At 69.4% G+C, this 24,332-nt stretch carries 26 protein-coding genes; 17 read left to right on the forward strand and 9 right to left on the reverse strand.

Going from position 1 to position 24,332, the window contains the following annotated elements:
- Nucleotides 1-29: 29 nt before the first annotated feature.
- From AC3ANJ_RS07690 to AC3ANJ_RS07705, 4 genes are read right to left on the reverse strand one after another with little or no spacing between them, the layout of a single operon-like run.
- On the reverse strand, nucleotides 30-1,103 hold the full coding sequence (locus tag AC3ANJ_RS07690; protein WP_488318954.1) for a sulfate/molybdate ABC transporter ATP-binding protein: 1,074 nt from the start codon (nucleotides 1,101-1,103) through the stop codon (nucleotides 30-32).
- The gene (gene modB, locus AC3ANJ_RS07695) at nucleotides 1,100-1,888 is read right to left on the reverse strand and encodes a molybdate ABC transporter permease subunit (RefSeq protein WP_406245606.1); all 789 of its coding nucleotides are present in this window, start codon (nucleotides 1,886-1,888) and stop codon (nucleotides 1,100-1,102) included. Before modB ends, AC3ANJ_RS07690 begins: the two co-directional genes overlap by 4 nt.
- Nucleotides 1,885-2,652, reverse strand: coding sequence for a molybdate ABC transporter substrate-binding protein (gene modA, locus AC3ANJ_RS07700; RefSeq protein ID WP_488318955.1), 768 nt, complete (start codon nucleotides 2,650-2,652; stop codon nucleotides 1,885-1,887). Before modA ends, modB begins: the two co-directional genes overlap by 4 nt.
- Nucleotides 2,649-3,062 (reverse strand): TOBE domain-containing protein, encoded by a 414-nt coding sequence (locus AC3ANJ_RS07705; RefSeq protein ID WP_488318956.1) that lies wholly within the window; start codon nucleotides 3,060-3,062, stop codon nucleotides 2,649-2,651. The genes modA and AC3ANJ_RS07705 overlap by 4 nt, the downstream gene beginning before the upstream one ends.
- A 150-nt stretch (nucleotides 3,063-3,212) precedes the next feature.
- Here AC3ANJ_RS07705 and AC3ANJ_RS07710 point away from each other — a divergent pair, with 150 nt between their 5' ends.
- Genes AC3ANJ_RS07710 through AC3ANJ_RS07730 form a run of 5 tightly spaced genes read left to right on the forward strand, consistent with a single transcriptional unit; the run spans nucleotide 3,213 to nucleotide 7,102 of the window.
- Nucleotides 3,213-4,328: a ThiF family adenylyltransferase gene (locus tag AC3ANJ_RS07710; protein ID WP_488318957.1), complete on the forward strand. Its 1,116-nt coding sequence runs from the start codon at nucleotides 3,213-3,215 to the stop codon at nucleotides 4,326-4,328.
- The gene (locus AC3ANJ_RS07715) at nucleotides 4,325-5,557 is read left to right on the forward strand and encodes a molybdopterin molybdotransferase MoeA (protein ID WP_488318958.1); all 1,233 of its coding nucleotides are present in this window, start codon (nucleotides 4,325-4,327) and stop codon (nucleotides 5,555-5,557) included. The genes AC3ANJ_RS07710 and AC3ANJ_RS07715 overlap by 4 nt, the downstream gene beginning before the upstream one ends.
- Nucleotides 5,554-6,018, forward strand: a complete 465-nt coding sequence (gene moaC, locus AC3ANJ_RS07720) for a cyclic pyranopterin monophosphate synthase MoaC (protein WP_488318959.1) — start codon at nucleotides 5,554-5,556, stop codon at nucleotides 6,016-6,018. The genes AC3ANJ_RS07715 and moaC overlap by 4 nt, the downstream gene beginning before the upstream one ends.
- A complete protein-coding gene (locus AC3ANJ_RS07725) occupies nucleotides 6,006-6,869 on the forward strand; it encodes an NTP transferase domain-containing protein (RefSeq protein ID WP_488318960.1) in 864 nt (287 codons plus the stop codon). The genes moaC and AC3ANJ_RS07725 overlap by 13 nt, the downstream gene beginning before the upstream one ends.
- Nucleotides 6,866-7,102 (forward strand): MoaD/ThiS family protein, encoded by a 237-nt coding sequence (locus AC3ANJ_RS07730; protein WP_488318961.1) that lies wholly within the window; start codon nucleotides 6,866-6,868, stop codon nucleotides 7,100-7,102. Before AC3ANJ_RS07725 ends, AC3ANJ_RS07730 begins: the two co-directional genes overlap by 4 nt.
- 43 nt (nucleotides 7,103-7,145) lie before the next feature.
- Here AC3ANJ_RS07730 and moaA read toward each other — a convergent pair whose 3' ends face one another.
- The 3 genes from moaA to AC3ANJ_RS07745 are packed head-to-tail and all read right to left on the reverse strand — an operon-like array spanning nucleotide 7,146 to nucleotide 9,036.
- Nucleotides 7,146-8,153: a GTP 3',8-cyclase MoaA gene (gene moaA, locus AC3ANJ_RS07735; RefSeq protein WP_488318962.1), complete on the reverse strand. Its 1,008-nt coding sequence runs from the start codon at nucleotides 8,151-8,153 to the stop codon at nucleotides 7,146-7,148.
- The gene (locus AC3ANJ_RS07740) at nucleotides 8,150-8,563 is read right to left on the reverse strand and encodes a molybdenum cofactor biosynthesis protein MoaE (protein ID WP_488318963.1); all 414 of its coding nucleotides are present in this window, start codon (nucleotides 8,561-8,563) and stop codon (nucleotides 8,150-8,152) included. The genes moaA and AC3ANJ_RS07740 overlap by 4 nt, the downstream gene beginning before the upstream one ends.
- Complete coding sequence (locus AC3ANJ_RS07745) at nucleotides 8,560-9,036, reverse strand: MogA/MoaB family molybdenum cofactor biosynthesis protein (RefSeq protein ID WP_488318964.1); 477 nt, start codon at nucleotides 9,034-9,036, stop codon at nucleotides 8,560-8,562. Before AC3ANJ_RS07745 ends, AC3ANJ_RS07740 begins: the two co-directional genes overlap by 4 nt.
- A 156-nt stretch (nucleotides 9,037-9,192) precedes the next feature.
- On the opposite strand from AC3ANJ_RS07745, the gene coaE reads away from it, so the two are divergent.
- Nucleotides 9,193-9,792, forward strand: coding sequence for a dephospho-CoA kinase (gene coaE, locus AC3ANJ_RS07750; RefSeq protein WP_488318965.1), 600 nt, complete (start codon nucleotides 9,193-9,195; stop codon nucleotides 9,790-9,792).
- Nucleotides 9,793-9,795: 3 nt separating this feature from the next.
- Here coaE and AC3ANJ_RS07755 read toward each other — a convergent pair whose 3' ends face one another.
- Nucleotides 9,796-10,416 (reverse strand): DUF4126 domain-containing protein, encoded by a 621-nt coding sequence (locus AC3ANJ_RS07755; protein ID WP_488318966.1) that lies wholly within the window; start codon nucleotides 10,414-10,416, stop codon nucleotides 9,796-9,798.
- Between the two features lie 92 nt (nucleotides 10,417-10,508).
- Here AC3ANJ_RS07755 and uvrB point away from each other — a divergent pair, with 92 nt between their 5' ends.
- On the forward strand, nucleotides 10,509-12,587 hold the full coding sequence (gene uvrB, locus AC3ANJ_RS07760; RefSeq protein WP_488318967.1) for an excinuclease ABC subunit UvrB: 2,079 nt from the start codon (nucleotides 10,509-10,511) through the stop codon (nucleotides 12,585-12,587).
- Nucleotides 12,588-12,628: 41 nt separating this feature from the next.
- Here the strand turns inward: uvrB and AC3ANJ_RS07765 are convergent, their stop codons facing one another.
- Nucleotides 12,629-12,871: a hypothetical protein gene (locus AC3ANJ_RS07765; RefSeq protein WP_488318968.1), complete on the reverse strand. Its 243-nt coding sequence runs from the start codon at nucleotides 12,869-12,871 to the stop codon at nucleotides 12,629-12,631.
- A gap of 45 nt (nucleotides 12,872-12,916) precedes the next feature.
- On the opposite strand from AC3ANJ_RS07765, the gene AC3ANJ_RS07770 reads away from it, so the two are divergent.
- The 10 genes from AC3ANJ_RS07770 to whiA all read left to right on the forward strand — a co-directional run bounded on the left by AC3ANJ_RS07770 (nucleotide 12,917) and on the right by whiA (nucleotide 24,213).
- Nucleotides 12,917-13,351: a MarR family winged helix-turn-helix transcriptional regulator gene (locus AC3ANJ_RS07770; protein WP_488318969.1), complete on the forward strand. Its 435-nt coding sequence runs from the start codon at nucleotides 12,917-12,919 to the stop codon at nucleotides 13,349-13,351.
- A 108-nt stretch (nucleotides 13,352-13,459) separates the two neighbouring features.
- A complete protein-coding gene (locus AC3ANJ_RS07775; RefSeq protein ID WP_488318970.1) occupies nucleotides 13,460-14,152 on the forward strand; it encodes a DUF4129 domain-containing protein in 693 nt (230 codons plus the stop codon).
- The gene (locus AC3ANJ_RS07780; RefSeq protein ID WP_488318971.1) at nucleotides 14,149-14,661 is read left to right on the forward strand and encodes a hypothetical protein; all 513 of its coding nucleotides are present in this window, start codon (nucleotides 14,149-14,151) and stop codon (nucleotides 14,659-14,661) included. Before AC3ANJ_RS07775 ends, AC3ANJ_RS07780 begins: the two co-directional genes overlap by 4 nt.
- Complete coding sequence (locus AC3ANJ_RS07785; RefSeq protein WP_488318972.1) at nucleotides 14,658-15,623, forward strand: AAA family ATPase; 966 nt, start codon at nucleotides 14,658-14,660, stop codon at nucleotides 15,621-15,623. Before AC3ANJ_RS07780 ends, AC3ANJ_RS07785 begins: the two co-directional genes overlap by 4 nt.
- The gene (locus AC3ANJ_RS07790; RefSeq protein WP_488318973.1) at nucleotides 15,620-16,915 is read left to right on the forward strand and encodes a DUF58 domain-containing protein; all 1,296 of its coding nucleotides are present in this window, start codon (nucleotides 15,620-15,622) and stop codon (nucleotides 16,913-16,915) included. The genes AC3ANJ_RS07785 and AC3ANJ_RS07790 overlap by 4 nt, the downstream gene beginning before the upstream one ends.
- Complete coding sequence (locus tag AC3ANJ_RS07795) at nucleotides 16,912-17,412, forward strand: hypothetical protein (protein ID WP_488318974.1); 501 nt, start codon at nucleotides 16,912-16,914, stop codon at nucleotides 17,410-17,412. Before AC3ANJ_RS07790 ends, AC3ANJ_RS07795 begins: the two co-directional genes overlap by 4 nt.
- 72 nt (nucleotides 17,413-17,484) lie before the next feature.
- Nucleotides 17,485-20,373 carry an excinuclease ABC subunit UvrA gene (gene uvrA, locus AC3ANJ_RS07800; protein ID WP_488318975.1) on the forward strand — a complete coding sequence of 963 codons (2,889 nt, stop codon included), beginning with the start codon at nucleotides 17,485-17,487 and terminating at the stop codon, nucleotides 20,371-20,373.
- Nucleotides 20,373-22,268, forward strand: coding sequence for an excinuclease ABC subunit UvrC (gene uvrC, locus AC3ANJ_RS07805; RefSeq protein WP_488318976.1), 1,896 nt, complete (start codon nucleotides 20,373-20,375; stop codon nucleotides 22,266-22,268). Before uvrA ends, uvrC begins: the two co-directional genes overlap by 1 nt.
- A gap of 26 nt (nucleotides 22,269-22,294) precedes the next feature.
- A complete protein-coding gene (rapZ, locus tag AC3ANJ_RS07810; protein ID WP_488318977.1) occupies nucleotides 22,295-23,167 on the forward strand; it encodes an RNase adapter RapZ in 873 nt (290 codons plus the stop codon).
- A gap of 68 nt (nucleotides 23,168-23,235) precedes the next feature.
- Nucleotides 23,236-24,213, forward strand: coding sequence for a DNA-binding protein WhiA (gene whiA, locus AC3ANJ_RS07815; protein WP_406245581.1), 978 nt, complete (start codon nucleotides 23,236-23,238; stop codon nucleotides 24,211-24,213).
- Nucleotides 24,214-24,332: the final 119 nt, after the last annotated feature.

The raw sequence follows: 24,332 nt of genomic DNA on the forward strand, positions 1-24,332 counted from the left end.
TGGCGGCCCGTTCCGCGTATCCGCGTGCCTCATCGGCTCGTGGCGCGCCTCGCCGTGACGGCAGCCACCTCGAACCGCTCCGTCTCACCGATGCGGGGGAGCGCCCGCCCGTGGAACGCGCTCACCGGCACCACCGCCGCGAGGCCGGAGCGATGCTCCAACCGCAGGGAACCGGCCTGAGAGGACACGGAGGCCAGTTGCGCCGTCACGCCGGCCCCAGACGCATCGTCCGGCGCGTGAAGGCCGACCTCCTGCGGGGCGATCACGGCGAAGGCCGCATCGCCGGGGAGCAGCCCGCCCTCGGCTCGCCCGGCGAGCCGGATGCCGTCGCCGATGTCGAGTGCCGTGCCTGTCCAGCATCCCTCGACGACGGCGAAGCCGGCCAGGCGTGCCGTGAACGGATGCCGGGGGGCAGCCGCGAGTTCGGCAGGAGAGCCCCGCTCGACCACGAGTCCGTCGTGCAGCACGAGACAGTCCTCCGCCAGCTGCCAGGCGTCCGCGAGGTCATGCGTGACGAGCACAGCGGCGGTCCCGGTGCGTGCCAGTTCGTCAGACAGCAGACGCCTGACCAGTGGAGCGCTCTCGGCATCCAGCGCGGCGAAGGGCTCGTCGAGAAGCAGGAGCCGCGGTTCGGCGGCGAACGCACGGGCGATCGCGACGCGCTGCTGCTGCCCGCCGGAGAGCTCGTGCGGCGCGGCAGCCGAGCGGTCAGTCAGCCCGAGTCTCTTGAGCCAGTGATCTGCGATCGCGCGCGCCTCGGCTCGTCCCGCACCGCGAGCCCGCGGACCGAACGCGATGTTCTGCCCGACGCTCAGATGCGGAAACAGTCGGGGCTTCTGATCCAGGAGCCCGATGCGTCGCTCGGCCGGGCGCCTCCGAACACCACCCGCGCGTTCGACCACGCCGCCATCGAGTACGACGGAGCCATGGGAGATCGGGACGAGCCCTGCGATCGCCCCCAGCAGCGTCGACTTCCCCGATCCGTTCGGACCGAGCACCGCCAGTCGCCCGCCTGCGTCGAGGTCGATCGACGCGGTCGTGCGGAATCCTGGTCGGTCGACGGTCACGTCTGCTCTCAGCGCGCCCGTGGGGATCGCCGTCATCGCACGGCATCCTCTCGCCACGAGCGCAGTCCACTCACGATCACCGCGGCGCTCACCAGCAGCAGCAACGACAGCGCCACCGCTGAATCCTGAGTGACGCCGACGCCGTTGAACGCGGTGTAGATGGCCAGCGGCATCGTGCGCGTGACGCCTTCGGCGTTGCCGGCGAACAGCGCCGTCGCGCCGAACTCGCCGAGCGCCCGCGCGAAGCACAGCACTGTTCCGGCCACCAGGCCGGGGAGCACGAGCGGGAGAGTGACGCGCAGGAGCACGCGCCAACGACCGGCGCCGAGTGTCGCCGCCACCTGCTCGTGGCCGATCCCCGACGTGCGCAACGCGCCCTCGACGGCGATCACGAGGAACGGCAGCGCGACGAACGCCTGCGCCAGGACGACAGCCGCGGTCGTGTAGGGCAGGCTGAAGCCGGTGGATTCGAACAGCGGCCTGCCCACCAGCCCGCTGCGCCCGAGCAGAGCCAGCAGGGCGAGCCCCCCGACCATGGGCGGCAGCACCAGCGGCACCAGCACGATCGTGCGCAGCACCGCTGCAGTGCGCCGCGGCGCCCTGGCGATGACGATCGCGAGCGGACCGCCCAGCAGCAGGCACAGCACAGTGGCGCAGGCGGCCGTGGACAGCGAGAGTCCCAGGGCGTTCAGCGCCGCCGGGGAGAACAGATCCTGGCCCAGCCGCTCCCAGCGCACGCGGGACATCAGGCCCACGATCGGCAGGATCAGCAGGGCGATCGCAGCGACCGCCGGAACGTACAGCCCGCGAGGAATCGTCATGGGCTCTCGAATCCGTGCGCGGCCAGGATGCTCTGGCCCGCGTCCGACAGCACGAAGTCGACGAAGGCGCGCGCGATCTCGGGCGACGGCGCCGATTCGGCTACCGCGATGGGGTAGCGATTGACGACGGCATCCGCACCCGTCGGGACGATGCCGTCCACGTCCGGGGCCGAGGCGGCGATATCCGTGGCGTACACGAGCCCGGCATCCGCTTCGCCGTCGGCGACGCGCGTGAGGACGGACGTGACGCTCGTCTCCTCGCTCACGGGGGTGACGGACACGTCAGCATGCTCGAGCAGCTTCTGCGCCGCCGAACCGCACGGGACCTCGGGCGCGCACAGGACGACGGCGAGTGAGGGGTCAGCCAGATCGTCGAGGTCGGTGATCCGATGCGGATTCCCCGACGCCACCGCGATGCGCAGGGTGTTCGTTGCGAAGATCTCTCCGTCGGCGGCGCGTCCGGCGGTGACGACGGGTGCGAGGCTCTCCTCGTTCGCGAAGGCGATCACGTCCGCGTCGGCTCCGTCGATGAGCTGCGCCGCGAGCGCCTGGGATCCGTCGTAGCGCACCGGAGCGACGGCATACGAAGGATGCTCGGCCGTGAATGCGTCCGCCAGTTCATCGAAGGCGCCATGAAGGGATGCCGCGGCGAAGACGATCAAGGGCGGATCCTGCGACGTCGCCTGATCCGTTGCCGTACCGGAGCAGCCGGCCAGCGCGACGACGACGGCCGCGATCGCGAACGGGACGACCGGGCGCCTCACCGCGAGGTCTCCGGGGAGGGCGGCGTCTCGACGATCACGGTCGTCGCCTTCACGATCGCCGTGGCCAGACTGCCGACCTCGAGGCCGAGCTCGCGCACGGCCTCGGTGGACATCAGCGAGACCACGCGATGAGGGCCGCACTGCATCTCGACCTGCGACATGACCGTGTCCGAGACGACGTGCGTGACGATCCCCACGAACCGGTTGCGAGCGCTCGATGCGCGTTCGAGCGGATCGCCGTGATCGCTTCGCGAGCGCGTGAGGTGCGCCGCGAGATCGGTACCGGCCACGACGCGGCGCCCTGACTCGTCCCGGCCGGAGGCGAGCTGACCGCTGTCGATCCAGCGGCGGACGGTATCGTCACTGACGGAGAGCAGCCGAGCGGCCTCGCGGATCCGGAACATGGTCATGAATGCCAGCATACGACCGCAGATGCGCTTCCATCGGCGAGGATCGTTCGCATCCGCGGATCGTAAGAACTGCCCGCGCCTGGTCATCGGGCGTCATCCTCACGGATACCGGAGCGGTAGGCATCCGGGCGGAGCGGTACCGTGGGAGACATGCCCTTCCCCCCGCTCGTCGCCCCGGCATCCGCGTTGCCGGACGGCGAATCCGAGCGCGCAGCGCGGCAGATCCGGCTGCCCGAGATCGGCGAGGACGGCCAGCGCAGGCTGTTCGCCGCGCGGGTCTGCGTGATCGGCGCAGGCGGCCTCGGGTCACCGACCCTGCTCTACCTCGCATCTGCGGGAATCGGCACGATCTGCATCGTCGATGACGACGTCGTCGACACCTCGAACCTGCAGCGTCAGGTGCTGTTCGGCGTCGCCGACGTCGGCAGGCTGAAGGGGCATGTGGCCTCCGAACGCATCCGCGACCTGTCGCCTCACACGACTGTCGTCAGAGAGCACGAGCGGCTCACCGCTGGCAACGCCGAACGGATTCTGGCCGGGTTCGACCTCGTGATCGACGGCAGCGACACGTTCGACACGCGTTACGCGGTCGCGGACGCCTGCGATGCGCTCGGCGTGCCGCTCGTCTGGGGATCCGTGCTGCGTTTCGACGCCCAGGCGACGGTGTTCTGGTCGCGCCCGCCCCACGGGGAGCCGGTGCGCCTCCGCGATGTGTTCCCGACGGCGCCGCCGGCTGAGGACGTCCCCACCTGTGCGGATGCCGGAGTGCTCGGCGCTCTGTGCGGTCAGATCGGCGCGCTCCTCGCGGCAGAGGCCGTCAAGCTCATCTGCGGCATCGGCGACCCGATCGTGGGGCGGATGCTCGTGATCGATGCACTCTCGGCTCGCACGCGGGAGGTGCCGCTCGTCCCGGCATCCGTGACGGCCCCGGCATCCGTGACGGAGCATCCGTCGCGCGCGGTCGCGCGCACGATCGCACCGGAGGAGCTCGACCGACTCGGCGACGTGCTCCTGCTTGACGTGCGCGAGGACGACGAGTTCCGCGCCGGAAGCATCCCTGGAGCGGTGTCGATTCCGCTGGGACGCCTCCGAGACGACCCGTCGCTGGTCGACGTCGACCGACCGGTCGTGGTGTTCTGCCAGATCGGTCCGCGTGCCAGGGCTGCGGCATCGGCGCTGCGCGCGGTCGCGCCGGATGCCGAGATCCTGCTCCTCGACGGCGGGTACCAGGCGTGGTCCGCCGGTGCATCGGCGGCGAACGCATGATCTCGATCGACGAGCATTGCGGGCGCATCCTCGCATCCGCGACTCCTCTGCCGCCGCGCGAACATGCTCTCGGGGCTGCGCGCGGACTGGTCCTGGCCGCCCCGGTGTCGACCCGCTGGCCCGTTCCGCTGTTCGACAACTCCGCCATGGACGGTTACGCCGTCCGCGCCGTCGATGCCGTGGAGGGCGCCGAGCTGCGCGTCGTCGGCGACATCGCGGCCGGCTCGGGGGAGGATCCGCGCTTCGGACCCGGCGAGGCCGTGCGGATCATGACGGGCGCGGCGCTGCCGACGGATGCCGATGCCGTCGTCCCCATCGAGCACACCGATCTCGGCGTGTTCACGGGTGCTGTCCCGCCCGACCGCATCACGGTCACGCGCGCACCGGCGCCGGCTGCGCACATCCGCCGGCGCGGTGAGGATGCCGCGGCGGGCACGGTCGTCGTCAATGCCGGTGCGGTGCTCGGACCGTGGCAGCTCGCCACGATCGCCTCGGCCGGACACGCCCGTGTCCAGGCGCACCCCGCGCCGCGAGCGGCCGTGATCTCCACGGGCTCCGAGCTGGTGGGCGCCGACGCCGAACCACGACGCGGACAGATCCCCGAATCCAACTCCCTGCTGATCGCCGCGGCGCTGCGGGATGCCGGGGCCGTCGTCGTCCACATCGGCACCGTCGCGGACGACGAGGCCGCCCTGCGTGCCGAACTCGCCGCGATCGACGCCGATCTCGTGGTGCTTTCCGGCGGCGCGAGCGTTGGGGCGTTCGACGTCGTCAAAGCCGTGCTCGACGCCTCGGGACCCGGCCGCGGGCCGGTGCGCTTCGATTCCGTGGCGATGCAGCCGGGCAAGCCGCAGGGCTTCGGCGTCGCGCCGGACGGGACGCTGCTGTTCTGCCTTCCTGGTAATCCGGTCAGCGTCGCCGTGTCGTTCGAGATGTTCGTGCGACCTGCCGTGCGGTCGCTCGCCGCGCGCGTGGATCTGGACCGTCCACGAGCGACGTTGCCCGCAGGTCAGGGGTGGCGGTGCCCACCGGGGCGCACTCAGGTGCTGCCGGTCGTGATCGAGGGCGGTGCGGTCGTCCCGGCATCCGCAGGCGGCAGCGGATCGCACCTTGTCGCCTCGCTCGCGCGGGCGACCGACTTCGCCATCGTGCCGGCCGAGACCGAGCGGGTCGAGACCGGCGACCTCGTCGATGTGATGCTGGTTTTGACCGAGAGGGAGAATTCGTGAGCTTCACGCATCTGGACGACCAAGGGCACGCCCGAATGGTCGATGTCACCGAGAAGCAGCCGACGATCCGCAGTGCGACGGCCACAGGCCTGGTCCGCTGCCCGGCGCACGTCGTCGCCGCTCTCCGCGACGGCTCGACGCCCAAGGGGGATGTGCTCGCGGTGGCGCGCATCGCCGGCATCCAGGGTGCGAAGCGGACGGCAGAACTGATCCCGCTCGCGCACATCATCGGCGTGCACGGTGCGACGGTGGAGCTCGACGTCGTCGATACCGGCGTGGAGGTCACCGCGACCGTCCGCACAGCCGACCGCACCGGTGTCGAGATGGAGGCGCTCACAGCCGTCAGCATCGCCGCGCTCACCGTGATCGACATGGTCAAGGGAATGGACAAGACCGTAGAGATCGAGAACGTGCGTCTCGTACGCAAGACCGGCGGGAAGAGCGGGGAATGGGTGCGGTGACCCCGTTCCCGCGCCGAGCGGCCATCGTCCTCGCCGGTGGGCGGGCGACGCGGCTGGGCGGTGCGGACAAGGCGCAGGTAACGATCGACGGCCGGATGCTGATCGACGGCGTGCTCGCCGCCGTCGCCGCGTGCGATCCGGTCGTCGTCGTCGGGCCGGACCATCTCGCCAGGCACGGAGTGCGCATGGTTCGCGAGGACCCGCCCTTCGGCGGACCGGTGGCGGCGATCGCCGCAGCGTTGCCCGAGCTGCCGAAAGATGCGGTGGAGACGTGGGTGCTGGCGTGCGATCTGCCGCGCGCCTCCGGAGTCGTCGACGCACTCGAGGGTGCGATCATGCCCGACGACGCGGATGCCATGGTGCTCCGCGACGCCGACGGACGCAGCCAGCCGCTCGCCGGGCGCTACCGCGTCGGGGCCCTGCATCGAGCGGTCGGTGCGCTGGCGGAGACCGACGGCGTCGCGATGCGGCGGCTCACCGCAGCACTGCGCGTGCACGAGATCTCAGACGCCCACGGTGTCTCCATCGATCTCGACACGTGGGACGATGTGTCCGACTACCGCGGCGGCCTCCGCGGCGCGAGGCGGTATCAACGCAGGACGAAAGGGGACGGCATGACGGATGCATCGCAGGATTTCGAGGACTGGACGACCGGACTGGCTGCAGCGCTGGGCGTGCAGGATGAGGTCCCCGTCACGGAGCTGCTGGACGTGACGCGGGAGGTCGCGCACGGGGTGACGCGTCCGGCCGGTCCGATCACGACCTACCTGATCGGTCTCGCGGTCGCACGAGGGCTGCCGTTCGACCAGGCCGTCGCCGCTGTCCGAGCGCGGATCGCGGATCAGGCGTGAAGGTCCGCTTCTTCGCCGCCGCCGCGGAGGCGGCTGGGCGCGACGAGCAGGAGGCTGCGGCGTCCGGCACGCTCGGGGAACTGCTGTCGGCGCTGCGCCAGGAGCACGGGGCGGGCTTCTCGAAGGTGCTCGATCGTTGCGCCATCCGGGTGGACGGCGCCGCGGTCGGCGACGATCATGCGCTCACGTCCGCGGCCACCGTCGACGTTCTGCCGCCGTTCGCCGGCGGATGAAATCGACCGCTCCGACCGCTGCCGGCCGCTCCGTGACCGGTGCTCAGCCGCCGATGGCGGACATCGGGCGCTGGGGCTGCAGGAACCCGGGGTCGTCGATGCCGTGACCGGCGCGCTTTCCCTCGATGTTCTGCCGCAGCATCCGTGCGATGGCCTCGTCGTCGGCACCGCCGCGCAGCAGACCCGTGAGATCGGACTCCTCGCGCGCGAACAGGCAGTTGCGCACCTGGCCGTCGGCAGTGATGCGCACGCGGTCGCACGAGCCGCAGAACGGGGCCGATACCGAGGCGATGACGCCGACGGTCGTCCGGCCGCCGTCGACGGTGTAGATCTCGGCAGGACTCGACCCGCGGTTGCCGACCGGGGTCAGAGTGAACTGCGCGGACAGCTTCTCCAGGATCTCTTCCGAGGGGACCATGGTCTGCCGCGACCAGATATGGCCGGCATCCAAGGGCATCTGCTCGATGAAGCGGAGTTCGGCGTCGTGCTCCTGCGCGAACCGCAGCAGGTCGCAGAACTCGTCGTCGTTGACGTCGCGCATCGCCACGGTGTTGAGCTTGAGCGGACGAAGCGGGCTGGCCTGGGCCGCACGGATGCCGCGCACGACGTCCTCGAACCTGTCGCGTCGCGTGAGCTCCGAGAACCGGTCAGGCCGCACGGTGTCGATGCTGATGTTGAGCCGTTCGAGCCCGGCGGCGACGAGATCGTCGATGACGCGCTCGAGGCGGATCCCGTTGGTCGTGAGGGAGACCTGCAGCGGTCCGTTCTCGCCCTCGATGAGCGCGAGACGGCGGACGACCTCGACGAGGTCGGGGCGCAGCAGCGGCTCACCGCCGGTGAGGCGCACCTCGACGATGCCGAGGCGGGCGAGGATGCCGGCGACGCGTTCGATCTCGTCGGTGGAGAGGATGTTCTGCTTGGCCAGCCAGGGGACGCCGTCGGCGGGCATGCAGTACGTGCAGCGAAGGTTGCAGCGGTCGGTCAGCGAGATCCGCAGATCCCGGTGCACGCGCCCGAATCGGTCGACCAGAGGGCCGTCGAACGCCGTCACAGTCCCACCCAATTCGTCGTGCCGTCGACGGTGACCTGACGCTTCCACACCGGAAGCTCCGCCTTGACCTTCTCGACCAGCGCACGGGAGACGTCGAACGCTTCGTCACGGTGCGCGCTCGAGACCGCGCAGACGATCGCGATCTCGCCGACGCTGAGCGCACCGACGCGGTGCGTGATGGCGATGCGCAGGTCCTCGGCGTCGACGGATTCGGCGAGTGTGCGCAACGTGTCCGCGGCATCCGGATGGGCGCTGTATTCCAGCCTCGTCACCTCGCCGGTCGCGCCGGGGTCGTGATCGCGGACGGTTCCGACGAACAATGCGGTCGCACCGGCGGCGTCGTGGGCGACGGCGTCGAGGTGATCGGTGGCGTCGAGGTCCTCATCTGAGATCGCGGTGAGCACGATCATGCGTGATCGCCGCCCGCGTGCTGGGAGAGCACGTGATCGACGAGGCCGAGGATCACCGGGATGCCGTCGCGGACGGCGCCGGGGGAGCCTGCCAGGTTGACGACGAGTGCACCATCGTGGATGCCGGCCACACCGCGCGACAGCAGGGCTGCGGGCACCTTCACGGCGCCGATGCGCCGCAGTTCCTCGGCGATCCCTGGGATGACGGGGTCGAGGAGGGGCAGCGTCGCCTCGGGGGTGACGTCTCGCGGGCCGATGCCGGTGCCACCCGTGGTGACGACCAGGCGGGCTCCGTCGGCGACGGCGACGCGCACGGCCGACTCGATCAGAGTGCGCTCATCCGGGACGATCACGACGGGTGCTTCCCACCCCGCGTTCGTGAGCAGTTCAGCGCCGGTCGGACCGGACAGATCCTCCCGAACGCCCGCGGCGGCGCGGTCGGAGACCGTGATGACGCGTGCCGTTCTGCTCACCGGGGGCTCCTGTCGTCGCGCCGTCCGTGCGCTGCGGCCAGTCTAGGGGCCGCATGTTACGGGCGGATCTCGCGGCCCATTACGAAATGAGAACCGCAGTCGGAGTCGTCGGGGTCCCCGCACTCGGAGTCGCGACCGCATGTCAGGATGGGACGCATGCCTCTCATCGCGCTCACCGGCGGGATCGCCTCCGGCAAATCGACGATCGCCGGACGGCTCGCCGAGCACGGCGCGGTCGTCGTCGATGCGGATCAGATCGTCAGGGACGTCCAGTCGGTCGGCTCACCCGTTCTGCGCGAGATCGCCAGGGAATTCGGCGAGACGATCGTCTCGTCGGACGGCTCGCTGGACAGGGCGGCCCTCGGCGCACTGGTCTTCGGCGATCCGGAAGCGCTCGCGCGGCTCAACGCCATCGTGCACCCCGCGGTGCGGGCCGAATCGCAGCGCCGGTTCGATGCCGCGCTCACCGCGGATCCGGAGGCCGTCGTCGTCTACGACGTGCCGCTGCTCGTGGAGGCGCGCGTCGACGACCCGTGGGATCTCATCGTCGTCGCTCATGCGCCTGCCGAGGTGCGGCTCTCCCGGCTGGTCGAGCTCAGAGGGATGACCGCGGAGGCCGCGCAGGCGCGCATCGACGCGCAGGTGTCCGAAGATCAGCGGCTCGCGATCGCGGACGTCGTCATCGACACGGCGTCCACCTGGGAGCGCACGCGCGAGCAGGTCGACGCGCTGTGGGCGCGGCTGCGATCCGCCTGACGCTCAGGCGGCCGGAGCCGCGGGCGCTCCGCTGACCGCCTGCGCCTGCTTCCGTCGACGGCGTCGTCGGAAGAACAGCACGACCATCACGATCAGCCCGATCAGCACGAGCGCCGCGATGATCGGGACGACGATCGCGAGAACGGCCAGTGCGAACGACGCGCCGTCCTCCGCCGTGCTCAGCACGGGCGCTGCGAGCCCGCCGGTCATGGTGTTGGCGGCGATGCGCACGGTGGCCTTGGTCGCGTGCACGATGAGGGCGATCACGACGCCCGAGATGATCGGGATCCAGGTGTGCTCGCTGAAGAAGACCGAAGGGTCGTCCACCGCGACGGTCTGAGCGCTCGCTCCTGCGCCGAACACGATGCCGCCGGATGCCGGGCGCAGCACGCTCTGGATCACATCGTTGATCGAGTCCAGTGCAGGGATCTTGTCGGCGACGATCTCGAGGACGAGCAGAGCCCCGAGGATCCACAGCGTGATGTCGCCCGACAGCCACGCCCATCCTGCCGGCAGCTCGACTGCGGGGAGGAAGCGATCCGCCAACCCCAGCAGGAAGAGCGGCATCCAGGCGTTCAGACCTGCCGATGCCGCAAGGCTGGAGCCGATCAGGAATTCGATCACGGCTCCACTCTAGGACGCGGTCCTGACATCGACCGGGTGCGCGGATGCGCTCGGCCGCCCACGATGTCGGAGGGGCGTCCTACGCTGGAGACATGCAACCCACGCGCAGCGTCCGTCCTTTCGAGGTCGTCAGCGAATACGTTCCGGCCGGCGACCAGCCGCAGGCGATCGCCGATCTCGCGGCGCGCATCAACGCCGGCGAGACCGATGTCGTGCTGCTCGGCGCGACGGGCACCGGAAAGTCCGCGACGACAGCCTGGCTCATCGAGCAAGTGCAGCGCCCGACGCTCGTCCTCTCGCACAACAAGACTCTCGCCGCCCAGCTGGCCAACGAGTTCCGCGACCTGATGCCGAACAACGCGGTCGAGTACTTCGTCTCGTACTACGACTACTACCAGCCGGAGGCCTACGTCCCGCAGACGGACACCTTCATCGAGAAGGACTCGTCGATCAACGCCGAGGTCGAGCGGTTGCGGCACTCCACGACGAATTCGCTGCTGTCGCGTCGTGATGTCGTCGTGGTGTCGACGGTCTCGTGCATCTACGGCCTCGGCGCGCCCGAGGAGTACCTGCGTGCGATGGTGGCGCTGCAGGTGGGCGAGCGCTACGACCGCGATGCGCTGATCCGCCAGTTCATCGCCATGCAGTACAACCGCAACGACGTGGACTTCTCGCGCGGCAACTTCCGCGTGCGAGGGGACACGATCGAGATCATCCCGGTGTACGAAGAGCACGCGATCCGCATCGAGCTCTTCGGCGATGAGATCGAGGGCCTGTATTCTCTGCACCCGCTCACCGGCGACGTGATCGAGCGGCTCGATTCGGTGCCGATCTTCCCGGCGTCCCACTACGTCGCCGGCACCGATGTGATCCAGCGCTCGATCGGGACGATCGAGAAGGAGCTGGAAGCACGACTGGCCGAGTTCGAGAGGCAGGGCAAACTGCTCGAGGCGCAGCGGCTGCGGATGCGCACGACCTTCGATCTGGAGATGCTCCAGCAGCTCGGGTTCTGCTCCGGCATCGAGAACTACTCGCGCCACATGGATGGGCGCGAACCAGGAGAGCCGCCGCACACGCTGCTGGACTTCTTCCCCGACGACTTCCTGCTGGTGATCGACGAGTCGCACGTCACCGTGCCGCAGATCGGGGCGATGTACGAGGGCGATGCGTCGCGCAAGCGCACTCTCGTCGAGCACGGATTCCGTCTGCCCAGCGCGATGGACAATAGGCCGCTGCGGTGGGACGAGTTCAAGAACAGGATCGGTCAGACCGTGTACCTGTCGGCGACGCCGGGTAAATACGAGATGGGCATCGCCGACGGCATCGTCGAGCAGATCATCCGACCGACCGGCCTCATCGACCCCGAGATCGTCGTCAAGCCGTCCAAGGGGCAGATCGATGATCTCCTCGAGGAGATCAGAGTGCGGGTCGAGCGGGACGAGCGAGTGCTCGTGACGACGCTCACGAAGAAGATGGCCGAAGAGCTCACTGACTTCCTCGGTGAACACGGGGTGCGCGTACGCTACCTGCACTCCGACGTCGACACACTGCGGCGGGTGGAGCTTCTCAGCGAGCTTCGTTCAGGGGTGTACGACGTGCTGGTCGGCATCAACCTCCTCCGCGAGGGCCTCGACCTTCCGGAGGTCTCGCTCGTGGCGATCCTGGATGCCGACAAGGAAGGGTTCCTGCGCTCCGGCACGTCATTGATCCAGACGATCGGACGCGCGGCGCGAAACGTGTCCGGCCAGGTGCACATGTACGCCGATCGCATCACGGACTCGATGGCGAAGGCGATCGACGAGACCGACCGGCGGCGCGAGAAGCAGATCGCTTACAACACCGAGAACGGCATCGATCCGCAGCCGCTGCGCAAACGCATCGCCGACATCACCGAGGTGCTCGCACGTGAAGCGGCCGATACCGCGGACATGCGATCCAGCCGCAACAAGGCCGGCAAGAACGGCAGAGGCAAGTCGCCGACACCGAATCTACGGCGCGTGGGCATCGCCGCCGAGGGGGCCGAGCAGCTCGAGGCCATGATCGAGGACCTGTCGAACCAGATGCTGGCCGCGGCCGAAGAGCTGAAGTTCGAGCTCGCGGGGCGTCTGCGCGACGAGGTGCAGGACTTGAAGAAAGAGCTGCGCGCGATGGAGAACGCCGGGCACGCCTGACCGGGAGCGAGGGCGCAGGATTCGTCGCGGCGCGCGGCCGTCTACGGGCAGTGCATCAGGGGCTTCGGTCCTGATCGATCGATCTCATGCTGTGTCATCGGCGCGCCGCACAACGGGCACGCGCGCTCGGCGCGTTCGGCCGCGCTGGGCGGCGGCGTCGACTCGTACGGGCCGACGGAGGCAGGACCGGCGAAGCGGATGAGGTTCGTGTTCACCCACGCATACAGCCCGCCGGCCTCGCGGATGCGGGTGCGAAGCGGAGCGCGGTCCTGATCCTCTGCCATGTTGCTTAGTGTACTAAGCATTCGTGCACTCGTATAATCGGATGCGTGACCGACGCCGACGATCTCCTCGCACTCGACAACCAGCTGTGCTTCGCGCTGGTCACCGCCGCGCGCAACGTCGTCGCGATCTACCGGCCGATCCTGGAGCCGCTGGGGCTCACGCATCCGCAGTATCTGGTCATGCTCGCGCTCTGGGAGCGGTCGCCCCGCACACTGAACGATCTGGCCGCGGACCTCGCACTCGATCCTGCTACGGCATCGCCGCTGGTCAAACGACTGGAGGCCGACGGGCTCGTCATCCGCAACCGCAGCGTCGGGGACGAGCGTCGGCTGGACATCGACCTCACGGAAGCCGGTCGGAGCTTGCATGAACGGGCACTCGACGTTCCGCCGCAGGTCATGGCGGCGGTGGGGATGGATGTCGCGCAGATCTCTGCGCTGCGCGATGCGCTGCAACCGTTCGCGGGACGTCGTGCGTAACGATCCGATCGGCGCCGCGGCATCCGATCCGTCCACAGTGCCGTCTGCGGTCCTCGCCTTCTCCTAGTGTGGAGGGATGCATCGCCGCCGTCCACGCCCCGAGCTCGCATGAGGCGCCTGCTCTGGGCCGGCGCAGTGGCGGCATTGCTGCTGGTGGTGATGGCAGCTGCTTCGCTGCAGGGGCCGGCCCGTTTCGAGCCCCCGGACTTCGAATCGGCGCCCGTACCGCTGCCCACCATGCCGGACGATCCGACGCAGACTCCGGCGCCGCTGCCCACGCAGACGGCGGTCCCGATGAACGAGACGGCGGCGACCGTCGTATCGATCATCCTCATGGTCATCAGCGGAATCGTCGGAGCCCTGCTGCTGTTCCTCGCGATCCGAGCTCTGCTGCGGGCGTGGGCAGCACGCATCCCCTCCCGCGAGGTCGATCATGCCGGCGACGAGAGCTTCGCCGTGTCGCCCGAACCGGATCCCGAGACGGCGGCGCCGACGATACGCCGCGGAATCGAGGCCGCGCTGCGCGTCATCGACGAGCACACCGCCCCGTCGAACGCGATCATCGCGGCGTGGGTGGGGCTGGAGGAGAGCGCTGCAGAGGCCGGTATCACCCGTGGGCGCACGGAGACGCCCGCCGAGTTCACGCTGCGGGTCATCACGCACCGGTCGGCCGTGGCCGACGACGCGGCGATCCTGCTGCGGCTGTACGAACGTGTTCGATTCGCGGGGCACGAGGCGGACGAAGCCGATCGGGTCGAAGCGCGTCAGACGTTGACGGCCATCCAGGAGGGCTGGCGATGACGCTCAGACGAGGGATCGTGGCCGTGGTCGTGCTGATCGCCGCCACCGTCGGGCTCATGCTCTTCGGCCTGGAGCCCGTTTTCGCGTTGAGCGGTGGCGTGCTCGCGGGTGCCGTCGTGCTGCTGGCAGCGCTGCGCGGATCCGAGGCCATCGTCGAAGACGGACCGCGGGAGGAGCCGGCACCGGCGACCCGTGGTTCGGAGATCTCCCGCCTCGCCTGGGCGTTCAACCCGCGCACCGGCGTCGCGGGCGAGATCGTCAGCAGACGGGTGCGCGCTCTGCTGCGCCGTCGGCTCGCACGGCGCGGCATCGACCCCGACGACCCAGCCCAGCAGAGCCGGATCGACGCGATTCTCGGCGTCGGCCTCTGGCAGCGACTCAACGGACGCCAGGTGCAGAACATCGACATCAGAAACGCTCTGGATGCCGCGGACCGGCTGGCAGCGGCATCCGACGACCCCGACGAACAGACCACGCGATCGCCGACCAGGAAGCAGGAGCGCGCATGACGAACACCACCGAGATCGCCGACACCGGGCGTCGCGTCCTCGACGCCGTCCGCACGGTCGTCGTCGGGATGGACGACACTCTCGAGATCGCGCTCGCGACGATCCTCGCCGGCGGGCACGTCCTCTTCGAAGACGTCCCGGGGCTCGGCAAGACCCTCGCGGCACGCAGTCTGGCCGCGGCCCTCGGGCTCGACTTCCGGCGTCTGCAGTGCACGCCCGACATGCTCCCGGGCGACGTCACCGGCTCGTACGTCTACGCGCCGGACACCGGAGAGTTCGTCTTCCGTCCAGGCCCGATCTTCACCGGTCTGCTGCTCGCGGACGAGATCAATCGGACGACGCCGAAGACGCAATCGGCGATGCTCGAGGCCATGGCCGAGCGGCAGGTGACGGTGGAGGGGAACAGCTACCCCTTGGCGCGTCCGTTCCACGTCATCGCCACCGCCAACCCGATCGAGTACGAGGGCACGTACGCTCTGCCGGAGGCGCAGCTCGATCGCTTCATGGTGCGTCTGTCCGTCGGATACCCGGAACCGGACGGCGAGACCGAGATCCTGCTCGGGCGGGTGCGACGTCAGACCGAGGAGACGAGCGTCGATGCCGTGATCGATGCAGCGCAGCTGCGCGAGGTGCAGGCAGCCGTGGAGGCCATCCACGTCGATCCGGATGTCGCCCGGTACTGCGTCGATCTCGCCCGCGCGACGCGAGCGGCGCAGAACGTCGCGGTCGGGGCATCGCCGCGCGGGTCGCAGTCCCTGCTGCTGCTCGGACGCGCACTGGCGGCTCTCGACGGGCGCGACTACGTGCGCCCGGACGACATCAAGCGCATCGCGGTTCCGGTTCTCGCGCATCGGCTCACGCTCACCCCGCAGGCCTGGGCGCAGGGCATCGACCCGGCGAGGATCGTGGCGGGGGTGCTCTCCGAGGTCGCCGTTCCGCCGACGGTCGGCGCCGTACGGTGACCTGGGAGCGCACCTCCTCGCGCCGTTGGTCCCGTACGCCTGCGCTGCTGATCGGGATCGGCGCGTCGGTGGTGCTCGCCGGGACCGGGCTCGCCCTGTCCCGCGCGGATGTGGTCGCGCTTGCCGTGCCGTTGGCGATCTGGTCGCTGCTGGCTGTGGATGCCGAGCGCCTCCGTCCCGCCGCGCTAGAGGACGGCGCGATCACCGTACGGGCGGCGACGGATGCCCCCGCCGTCGCGGCGCTGGACGACGTCATCACGGTCGACACGGATGCCGAGGTCGCCGAGCTGCTCGTCGTGCAGTCGGCGCGGCGCAGGCGTCGTCTGCTGGTGCCGGGGCGCGCGACGATCCGCGCGCACAGCCGCAGTCGGCACTCGGGGCCGATCGACGCACTCCGCATCAGCGGACGCAGCCTGGGCGCCGACGGTGCGCTCACGGGAGGCGAGCTCGGAGTCGTCGTGCAGCGCCGCGCTGTGGCTCCGGCATCCCGAGACCTGCCGGCGCTTCCGCTGGCTCCGCGGCTGACCGGACTGCACGGTGCGCACGAGGGATCCAGGGCGGGGCAGGGCGGCGACTTCCGCGATGTCCACCCGTTCGCACCGGGCGACGAGCTGCGGCGCGTCGACTGGCGTGCCACGGCGCGCGCCGCACGTCGACCGGGCGAGCTGTTCGTCCGCAGGACGAACTCGCTCAGCGATGCGTCGGTCGTGATCGCCGTGGACGCCGCGGACGATCTCGGCGAAGTCGTCGCCACATGGGGGAGCGGCGACCTCGTGCGCAGCGGAACCACATCGCTCGACAATGCGCGCGAGGCTGCGCGCTCGCTGGCCACAGCCGCGGTGTCGGTGGGGGATCGGGTGGCCTACCACGTGCTCGTGCACGGCGGGCGTTCGCTGCGCAGCGGGACGGGTGCCAGACACCTCGCGCGGGTCGTGGCGGAGATCGCCGCCACCGGACAGGCCGGAGACGACAGCCGCTATCGGCGTACACCGCCGGTGCCGCACGGATCCGTCATCGCCGTGCTGTCGACGTTCTTCGACGGAGCAGCAGCCGAGGTCGCGCTGATGTGGCGGGCGTCCGGACATCGCGTGCTCGCCGTCGACACGCTGCCGGAGCTGGACAGCTCACGGCTGTCGGCAGAACAGAGCCTCGCCCTGCGCATCGTTCTCGCCGAACGCGACGACATGTTCCACGACCTCGCCTCGGCGGGGGTCGAGATCGTGCGGTGGGATGCCGGGGCATCGGGTGTCATCGGCGCTCTCGCCCGATCGAGGACAGGGGGCGTCCGATGAGCGACGACACCCTGGACATCGGCGCCTCCGTCCCCGGCTGGCTCATGCGGATCGCGCTCATCGGCGTGGTGGCCGGCGGCGCCTGGATGCTGGAGCCGGGGATCGTGTGGCAGATCATCGCCCTCCTCCTCGTCCTCGTCGGAGCGGTGCTGCCGCAGACGGGCGCGGCGTGGTTCGCGATGGTGATCGTGCCGTTCGCGCTCATCACGCAGCCCGCCGACCTCTGGCGCACGTGCCTGGCCGTGTTCGTCGTGCACCTCGGCCACGTGCTGGCGACGATGAGCCTGACCATGCCGGCCCGCTCGCGGGTCGCGCTGCAGGCGCTGCGGCCGACGGCGATGCGCTTCATCGGCGTTCAGTCGATCGCCCAGCTCGGCGCGATCACGGCCGTGCTGCTGCCATCAGCCGATGCGACGGGCATCGCGTGGCTGGCGCCGATCGGCGCGGCGGCGGTCGTGGGCGTCGCCGTCCTGCTCCTGCGCCACGTGCGGCGCTGAGAATCTCGCCCGTGCACCGACCCTGAGAGGGCTATCGGGCCCAATGTCCGTGGCCCCTCGTAGACTTGTTCGGTGCCCATCGTCCCCGTCTCCAGCCCAGGAAAACTCAGTGTTCGCGGTGCCCGCGTGCACAACCTCAAGAACGTCGACCTCGACATCCCGCGTGACTCGCTGGTCGTCTTCACCGGCCTGTCAGGCTCCGGCAAGTCCAGCCTCGCGTTCGACACGATCTTCGCCGAAGGTCAGCGTCGCTACGTCGAGTCGCTGAGCGCCTACGCGCGGCAGTTCCTCGGACAGGTGGACCGTCCGGACGTGGACTTCATCGAGGGGCTGAGCCCCGCGGTGTCGATCGATCAGAAGTCGACCAACCGCAACCCGCGCTCCACGGTCGGAACGATCACCGAGATCTACGACTACATGCGTCTGCTCTGGGCGCGCATCGGCATTCCGCACTGCCCCGAGTGCGGTGAGCGCATCCAGCGCCAGACCGTGCAGCAGATCGCCGATCAGCTCATGGCGCTCCCCGAGCGCACCCGTTACCAGATCGTCGCCCCTGTGGTGTCGCAGAAGAAGGGCGAGTTCGTCGACCTGTTCCGCGAGCTCGGCGCCAAGGGGTACTCCCGCGCGATCGTCGACGGCGACCTCATCCAGCTCGCGGAGCCGCCCACGCTCAAGAAGAGCTACAAGCACGACATCGCCGTGGTCGTCGACCGTCTGGTCGCCTCCGATGACATCCTCGGCCGCGTCACGGACTCGGTCGAGACCGCGCTCGGGCTCGCCGGCGGCGTGATGCAGATCAACTTCGTCGAGGAAGAGGGGGACGCCGCATGGCAGTCCTTCTCCGAGAAGCTGTCCTGCCCCAACGGGCACTCCATCACGCTCACCGAGATCGAGCCGCGCACGTTCTCGTTCAACGCCCCGTTCGGCGCCTGCCCGTCCTGCTCGGGTCTCGGCACCCGGATGTCGGTGGATGTGGACCTCATGCTGGGCGACGAGCAGCTCTCCATCCGCGAGGGCGCGATCATTCCGTGGACGACCCAGGGCAAGGGGCTGTTCCAGTACTACGAGCGACTCCTCGAAGGACTCGCCCGCGACCTCAACTTCGATCTCGACACCCCGTGGCGCGACCTGCGCGTCGACGTGCAGGATGCCATCCTGCGCGGCGACAACTACAAGGTCACCGTGAAGTGGAAGAACCGCTACGGCCGTGAGATGCGCTACGCGTCCGGGTTCGAGGGCGTCGTGCCGTACATCGAGCGGCAGTACGCCCAGGCCGAGAGCGACACTCAGCGCGCACGCTGGGGCGAGTACCTCCGCGAAGTGCCGTGCCCGGTCTGCGACGGCAACCGGCTCAAGCCCGAGGTACTCGCGGTCAAGGTGCACGGCCACTCGATCGCCGAGGTCTCGCACCTCAGCCTCGCCGAGGCCCGTTCCTTCATGGAGCAGCTGACGCTGACCGATCGCGAGGCGAAGATCGCCGCGCAGGTGCTGCGCGAGATCCGTCTGCGTCTGGACTTCCTGCTGCAGGTGGGCCTGGCGTACCTGAACCTCAGCCGTTCGGCGGGTTCCCTGTCCGGCGGCGAAGCGCAGCGCATCCGTCTCGCCACGCAGATCGGATCGGGTCTGACCGGTGTGCTGTACGTGCTGGACGAGCCGTCGATCGGCCTGCACCAGCGCGACAACAGGCGTCTCATCGAGACCCTGCTCACGCTGCGCGACCTCGGCAACACGCTCATCGTCGTCGAGCACGACGAGGAGACGATCCAGGCGTCCGACTGGGTCGTCGACATCGGCCCAGGCGCCGGCGTCAACGGCGGCGACGTCGTGCACTCAGGGCCGTACGCGGCGCTGCTCGGCGAGAAGAACTCGATGACCGGTGACTACCTCGCCGGGCGACGGGAGATCCCGACCCCGCACAAGCGGCGCAAGCTCGACAAGCGCCGCATGCTCAAGGTCGTCGGCGCCCGCGAGAACAATCTCAAGAACGTCGACGTCGAATTCCCGCTCGGTGTGCTGACGGCCGTGACGGGAGTGAGCGGTTCGGGCAAGTCGTCGCTGGTCAACGACATCCTGTACCGGGTGCTGGCCTCCAAGCTCAACGGTGCGCGATCCCTGGCGGGCAAGCACACCCGAGTGACGGGGCTGGACAACCTCGACAAGGTCATCCACGTCGACCAGGCGCCGATCGGACGCACGCCGCGATCCAACCCGGCCACGTACACGGGCGTCTTCGATCGCATCCGCACGCTCTTCAGCGAGACGCCCGAGGCGAAGGTCCGGGGTTACCAGCCGGGTCGATTCAGCTTCAACGTCAAGGGCGGTCGCTGCGAGGCCTGCTCCGGCGACGGCACGATCAAGATCGAGATGAACTTCCTGCCTGACGTGTACGTCGACTGCGAGGTGTGCCACGGCAAGCGGTACAACCGCGACACCCTCGCCGTGCACTACAAGGGCAAGAACATCGCCGAGGTCCTCGAGATGCCCATCGAAGAGGCGGCCGAGTTCTTCGAGCCGATCCAGGCGATCCATCGCTACATGAAGACCCTCGTCGACGTCGGCCTGGGCTACGTGCGACTCGGCCAGTCGGCGACCACGCTCTCCGGCGGAGAGGCGCAGCGCGTCAAACTCGCGACCGAGCTCCAGCGTCGCAGCAACGGGCGCAGCATCTACGTACTCGACGAGCCGACCACCGGTCTGCATTTCGAGGACGTCCGCAAGCTCCTCGAGGTCCTGAACGGCCTGGTCGACAAGGGCAACACCGTGATCGTCATCGAGCACAACCTCGACGTCATCAAGTCCGCGGACTGGGTGATCGATCTCGGACCGGAAGGCGGCTCGGGCGGCGGGGAGATCCTGGCGACCGGCACACCGGAGCACATCGCGGCCATCGAGGACAGCCACACCGGGCAGTTCCTCGCCGAGATCCTCGGTGGAGGGCGCCAGGCGCGGAAGGCCGGCTGATGGCGGACGTGCTGCCGTACAAGCCCAAGCAGGGGGAGATCCCGACCGACCCTGGCGTCTATCGCTTCCGCGACGCGCAGGGGCGCGTGCTCTACGTCGGCAAGGCGAAGAACCTGCGCCAGCGGCTCTCGAACTACTTCGCCCCGCTGCGCACCCTGCACGAGCGCACGCGACGGATGGTGACGACTGCGGCGTCCGTCGAATGGACGGTCGTTCCGACCGACGTGGATTCCCTCCAACTCGAGTACATGTGGATCAAGGAGTTCGATCCGCCGTTCAACGTGCGCTACAAGGACGACAAGTCGTACCCGTTCATGGCGATCACGCTGGCGGACGAGGCGCCGCGGGTCATCGTGACGCGCAACCGGAAGATCCCGGGGGCGCGGTACTTCGGTCCCTACCCCAAGGTCTGGGCGGTGCACGAGACGATCGACCTCATGGTCAAGGCGTTCCCGATCCGCACGTGCAGCGACGCCAGTTACAAGCGGGCGATGCAGACCGGACGGCCGTGCTTCCCCGGCCAGATCGGCAAGTGCGGCGGCCCCTGCTCGATGACCTGCACGGTCGAGGAGCACCGTGCCATGGTCGATGACTTCATGGCCTTCATGGCGGGCGGCGATGAGCGCTTCACGCGTGAGCTGACGCGACGCATGCGCGAGGCATCCGCGGCCATGAACTACGAGGCCGCGGCGAAGTACCGTGACAAGCTCTCCGCGATCGATGCCGTTCTCGGCAAGAGCGCTCTCGTGCTCCCGGCCGATGAGGATGCCGACCTGTTCGGGATCGCCGAGGACGAGCTCTCCGCCGCGGTGCAGCACTTCGTGATCCGCGGCGGGCGTGTGCGCGGTGTGCGGGCGTCGACGATCGAGAAGGAGCTCGACGTCTCCTCCGGCGATCTCGTCGACCAGGTGCTGCAGCGCGTGTACGGCGAGGCGGCCGACGGCGAAATACCCCGGCGCATCCTCGTCCCGACCCTGCCGGACGACGCCGCCGAACTCGAAGTGTGGTTGCGCGGTCGCCGTGCGCGCAAGGTCGAGATCGCGGTCGCGCAGCGCGGGCAGCGCGCAGAGCTCATGCGCACGGCGACGCTCAACGCGCAGCAGGCGTTGATCCGCCACAAGACCAAGCGCACCAGCGACTACGTCGCCAGGACTCAGGCGCTCACGGATCTGCAGGAGGCTCTGGGGCTCGACGAGGCGCCGCTGCGCATCGAGTGCTACGACATCTCGCACCTGCAGGGCACGAACGTCGTGGCGTCGATGGTCGTCTTCGAGGACGGCCTGCCGCGCAAGGACCAGTACCGTTCGTTCAACATCGCCGAGACGACCGACGACACGGATTCGATGTACCAGGTGCTGCGTCGGCGCCTGGCGTACCTGGACGCGCCGGAGGAGGAGGCGGCTCCTGTCGACCCGCTCGCGGACGGCGAGGTCACCACGACGCGCAGCCGCCCTCGATTCGCCTATCCGCCGCAGCTGCTGCTCGTGGACGGCGGTCAACCGCAGGTCGCGGCAGCGGCCCGAGCGCTGCGCGACGCGGGACACCCCGAGATCGCCCTCTGTGGAATCGCGAAGCGACTGGAGGAGATCTGGCTGCCCGGCGATGATTTCCCGGTGATCCTCCCGCGCACGAGCGAGGCGCTGTATCTGCTCCAGCGACTGCGCGATGAGGCGCATCGATTCGCGATCTCGCACCAGCGACGGCGCCGCAAGCGTGACATCTCGACGATCCTCGCCGAGGTTCCCGGCCTCGGTGCCTCCCGGATCAAAGTGCTGCTCAAGCACTTCGGCTCCGTATCGCGCCTGCGCGCCGCCAGCCCGGCCGAGATTCAAGAGGTGCAGGGCATCGGACCCGCGCTCGCCCAGGGGATCCATTCGCACCTCTCCAGTCGATAGGGTTGGACGACGGGGAGGGAGAACCGATGACAGGCGAGGACGAGGGCAAGTTCCTCATCGTCACCGGCATGTCCGGCGCTGGGCGCACGACGGTCGGGAATGCACTCGAGGACCTCGGCTGGTACGTCGTCGACAATCTGCCTCCGCAGATGCTGCGTCCGCTGTTGGATCTGACGGATCTCGGTGGTGGGGCACTGCCCAAGGTGGCCGCGGTCGTCGATGTCAGGGGGCGCAACCTTCTCGACGATCTGCCAGATGTGGCCAGGGCGCTGCGCTCGCGCGGATCCGTGCAGGTGCTGTTCCTCGACGCATCGGACGACGTGCTGGTCCGTCGTTTCGAGGCGGTCCGTCGCCCGCATCCGCTGCAGGAGGACGGCACGCTGCTCGACGGCATCCGCCTGGAACGCGCCCGGCTCACGATGGTGCGCGAAGCCGCCGACATCGTGATCGACACATCCAGCCTCAACATCCACCAGTTGGCGACCAAGACCAACGAACTGTTCTCGGAGGAGGGCACTGCTCGGCATCGCCTCACGCTGCTGAGCTTCGGGTTCAAGTACGGACTGCCCACCGATGTCGACCTCGTCGCCGACATGCGGTTCTTGCCGAATCCGTTCTGGAATGACGAGCTGCGCGGTCTCACCGGCCAGGATGCTGCGGTGCGCGACTACGTCCTCTCGCGCGAAGGCGCGCAGGAGTTCCTCGATGCCTACGCGACGGCGCTGGTGCCGGTGCTCGAGGGGTATCAGCGCGAGAACAAGAGCCACTCCACGGTTGCGATCGGCTGCACCGGAGGCAAGCACCGCTCCGTGGCGATGTCGGAGGAGCTCGCGAAGCGGCTCTCGCAGATGCCGGGGGTGGCCGTCAACGTGCGCCACCGCGACCTCGGCCGCGAGTAGAGACCGGCGGAGCCGAGTAGGCTAGTCCTTCGCGCCGCGATCCGGCGCGAAGAGCAAGAAGGAGTGTCGTGGCACTAACCACCGACGTCAAGGCTGAGCTGGTCAGCATCCGGAACGCGCCGCCCACGGTGCGCGTCGCGGAAGTCACTGCGATCCTCCGGTTCGCCGGCGGTCTGCATTCGATCGCCGGCCGGGTGGCCGTCGAAGCCGAGGTGGATGCCGAGCTGCTGGCGCGTCGCGTCGCCAGGGACCTCGCTGAGATCTACGGTGTGCGCCCCGAGATCGCCCAGGTGCAGTCGTCGAGTTCGAGCGACGGCGCCCGCTGGGCCGTGCGCGTGATCGGCGCAGGGGAGACCCTCGCCCGTCAGACCGGACTCCTCGACCAGCGTCGCCGCCCTGTGCGCGGCCTTCCCAACCGCCTGACCACCGGGTCGCGCGAGGAGATCGCCGGCCTCTGGCGCGGTGCGTTCCTCGCCGCTGGCTCCCTGTCCGAACCAGGCCGCTCCGCCATGCTCGAAGTGGCGTGCCCGTCGTCCGAGGCCGCCATGGCGCTCGTGGGCGCGGCGCACCGACTTGGCGTCGCAGCCAAGGCGCGCGAGGTCCGCGGGATGCCGCGCGTCGTCGTCCGCGAGGGCGAGGCCATCCGATCCGTCCTCACGCAGATGGGCGCTGCCGGCACGGCCGCCGCGTGGGAGGAGATGCGTCAGCGCCGCGAGGTGCGCGCCGGCGTCAACCGTCTCGTCAACTTCGACGACGCCAACCTCCGCCGATCCGCGCAGGCCGCCGTCGCCGCCTGCGCTCGTGTCGAGCGTGCGCTGGAGATCCTCGGGGAGGAAGTCCCCGACCACCTCAAAGTCGCCGGAGAGCTGCGCCTGTCGCACCGCGACGCCAGTCTGGATGAGCTCGGCCATCACGCCGATCCGCCGCTGACCAAGGATGCCGTCGCCGGACGCATCCGTCGCCTCCTCGCGATGGCGGACAAGCGCGCCCAGGTCGAGGGCATCCCCGGGACCGAAGCCGCGGTTCCGGCCGGGCTCGACGTCTAGGGATTTCTTCGTCATCTGAGGAAGGAACGCCTCCCCGGCGGCGTTGTCGTCAGTAGGATGGAAATCGTCTGCTCCGTGCCGCATCTCGGCGTCACGGAGGACCGGAAAGCGCCGCGGCG

The sequence above is a fragment of the Microbacterium sp. STRO-1N genome (assembly GCF_057748015.1).

Excerpts from the sequence above, each read along its gene's own strand:
- AC3ANJ_RS07705 (WP_488318956.1), bottom strand. The coding sequence starts at position 3,062 with ATGACCATGTTCCGGATCCGCGAGGCCGCTCGGCTGCTCTCCGTCAGT.
- AC3ANJ_RS07775 (WP_488318970.1), top strand. The coding sequence starts at position 13,460 with ATGAGGCGCCTGCTCTGGGCCGGCGCAGTGGCGGCATTGCTGCTGGTG.
- rapZ (WP_488318977.1), top strand. The coding sequence starts at position 22,295 with ATGACAGGCGAGGACGAGGGCAAGTTCCTCATCGTCACCGGCATGTCC.
- AC3ANJ_RS07785 (WP_488318972.1), top strand. The coding sequence starts at position 14,658 with ATGACGAACACCACCGAGATCGCCGACACCGGGCGTCGCGTCCTCGAC.
- AC3ANJ_RS07780 (WP_488318971.1), top strand. The coding sequence starts at position 14,149 with ATGACGCTCAGACGAGGGATCGTGGCCGTGGTCGTGCTGATCGCCGCC.
- AC3ANJ_RS07690 (WP_488318954.1), bottom strand. The coding sequence starts at position 1,103 with ATGACGGCGATCCCCACGGGCGCGCTGAGAGCAGACGTGACCGTCGAC.
- AC3ANJ_RS07795 (WP_488318974.1), top strand. The coding sequence starts at position 16,912 with ATGAGCGACGACACCCTGGACATCGGCGCCTCCGTCCCCGGCTGGCTC.
- coaE (WP_488318965.1), top strand. The coding sequence starts at position 9,193 with ATGCCTCTCATCGCGCTCACCGGCGGGATCGCCTCCGGCAAATCGACG.
- uvrB (WP_488318967.1), top strand. The coding sequence starts at position 10,509 with ATGCAACCCACGCGCAGCGTCCGTCCTTTCGAGGTCGTCAGCGAATAC.
- modB (WP_406245606.1), bottom strand. The coding sequence starts at position 1,888 with ATGACGATTCCTCGCGGGCTGTACGTTCCGGCGGTCGCTGCGATCGCC.
- AC3ANJ_RS07740 (WP_488318963.1), bottom strand. The coding sequence starts at position 8,563 with ATGATCGTGCTCACCGCGATCTCAGATGAGGACCTCGACGCCACCGAT.
- AC3ANJ_RS07765 (WP_488318968.1), bottom strand. The coding sequence starts at position 12,871 with ATGGCAGAGGATCAGGACCGCGCTCCGCTTCGCACCCGCATCCGCGAG.
- uvrC (WP_488318976.1), top strand. The coding sequence starts at position 20,373 with ATGGCGGACGTGCTGCCGTACAAGCCCAAGCAGGGGGAGATCCCGACC.
- AC3ANJ_RS07715 (WP_488318958.1), top strand. The coding sequence starts at position 4,325 with ATGATCTCGATCGACGAGCATTGCGGGCGCATCCTCGCATCCGCGACT.
- AC3ANJ_RS07725 (WP_488318960.1), top strand. The coding sequence starts at position 6,006 with ATGGGTGCGGTGACCCCGTTCCCGCGCCGAGCGGCCATCGTCCTCGCC.
- AC3ANJ_RS07710 (WP_488318957.1), top strand. The coding sequence starts at position 3,213 with ATGCCCTTCCCCCCGCTCGTCGCCCCGGCATCCGCGTTGCCGGACGGC.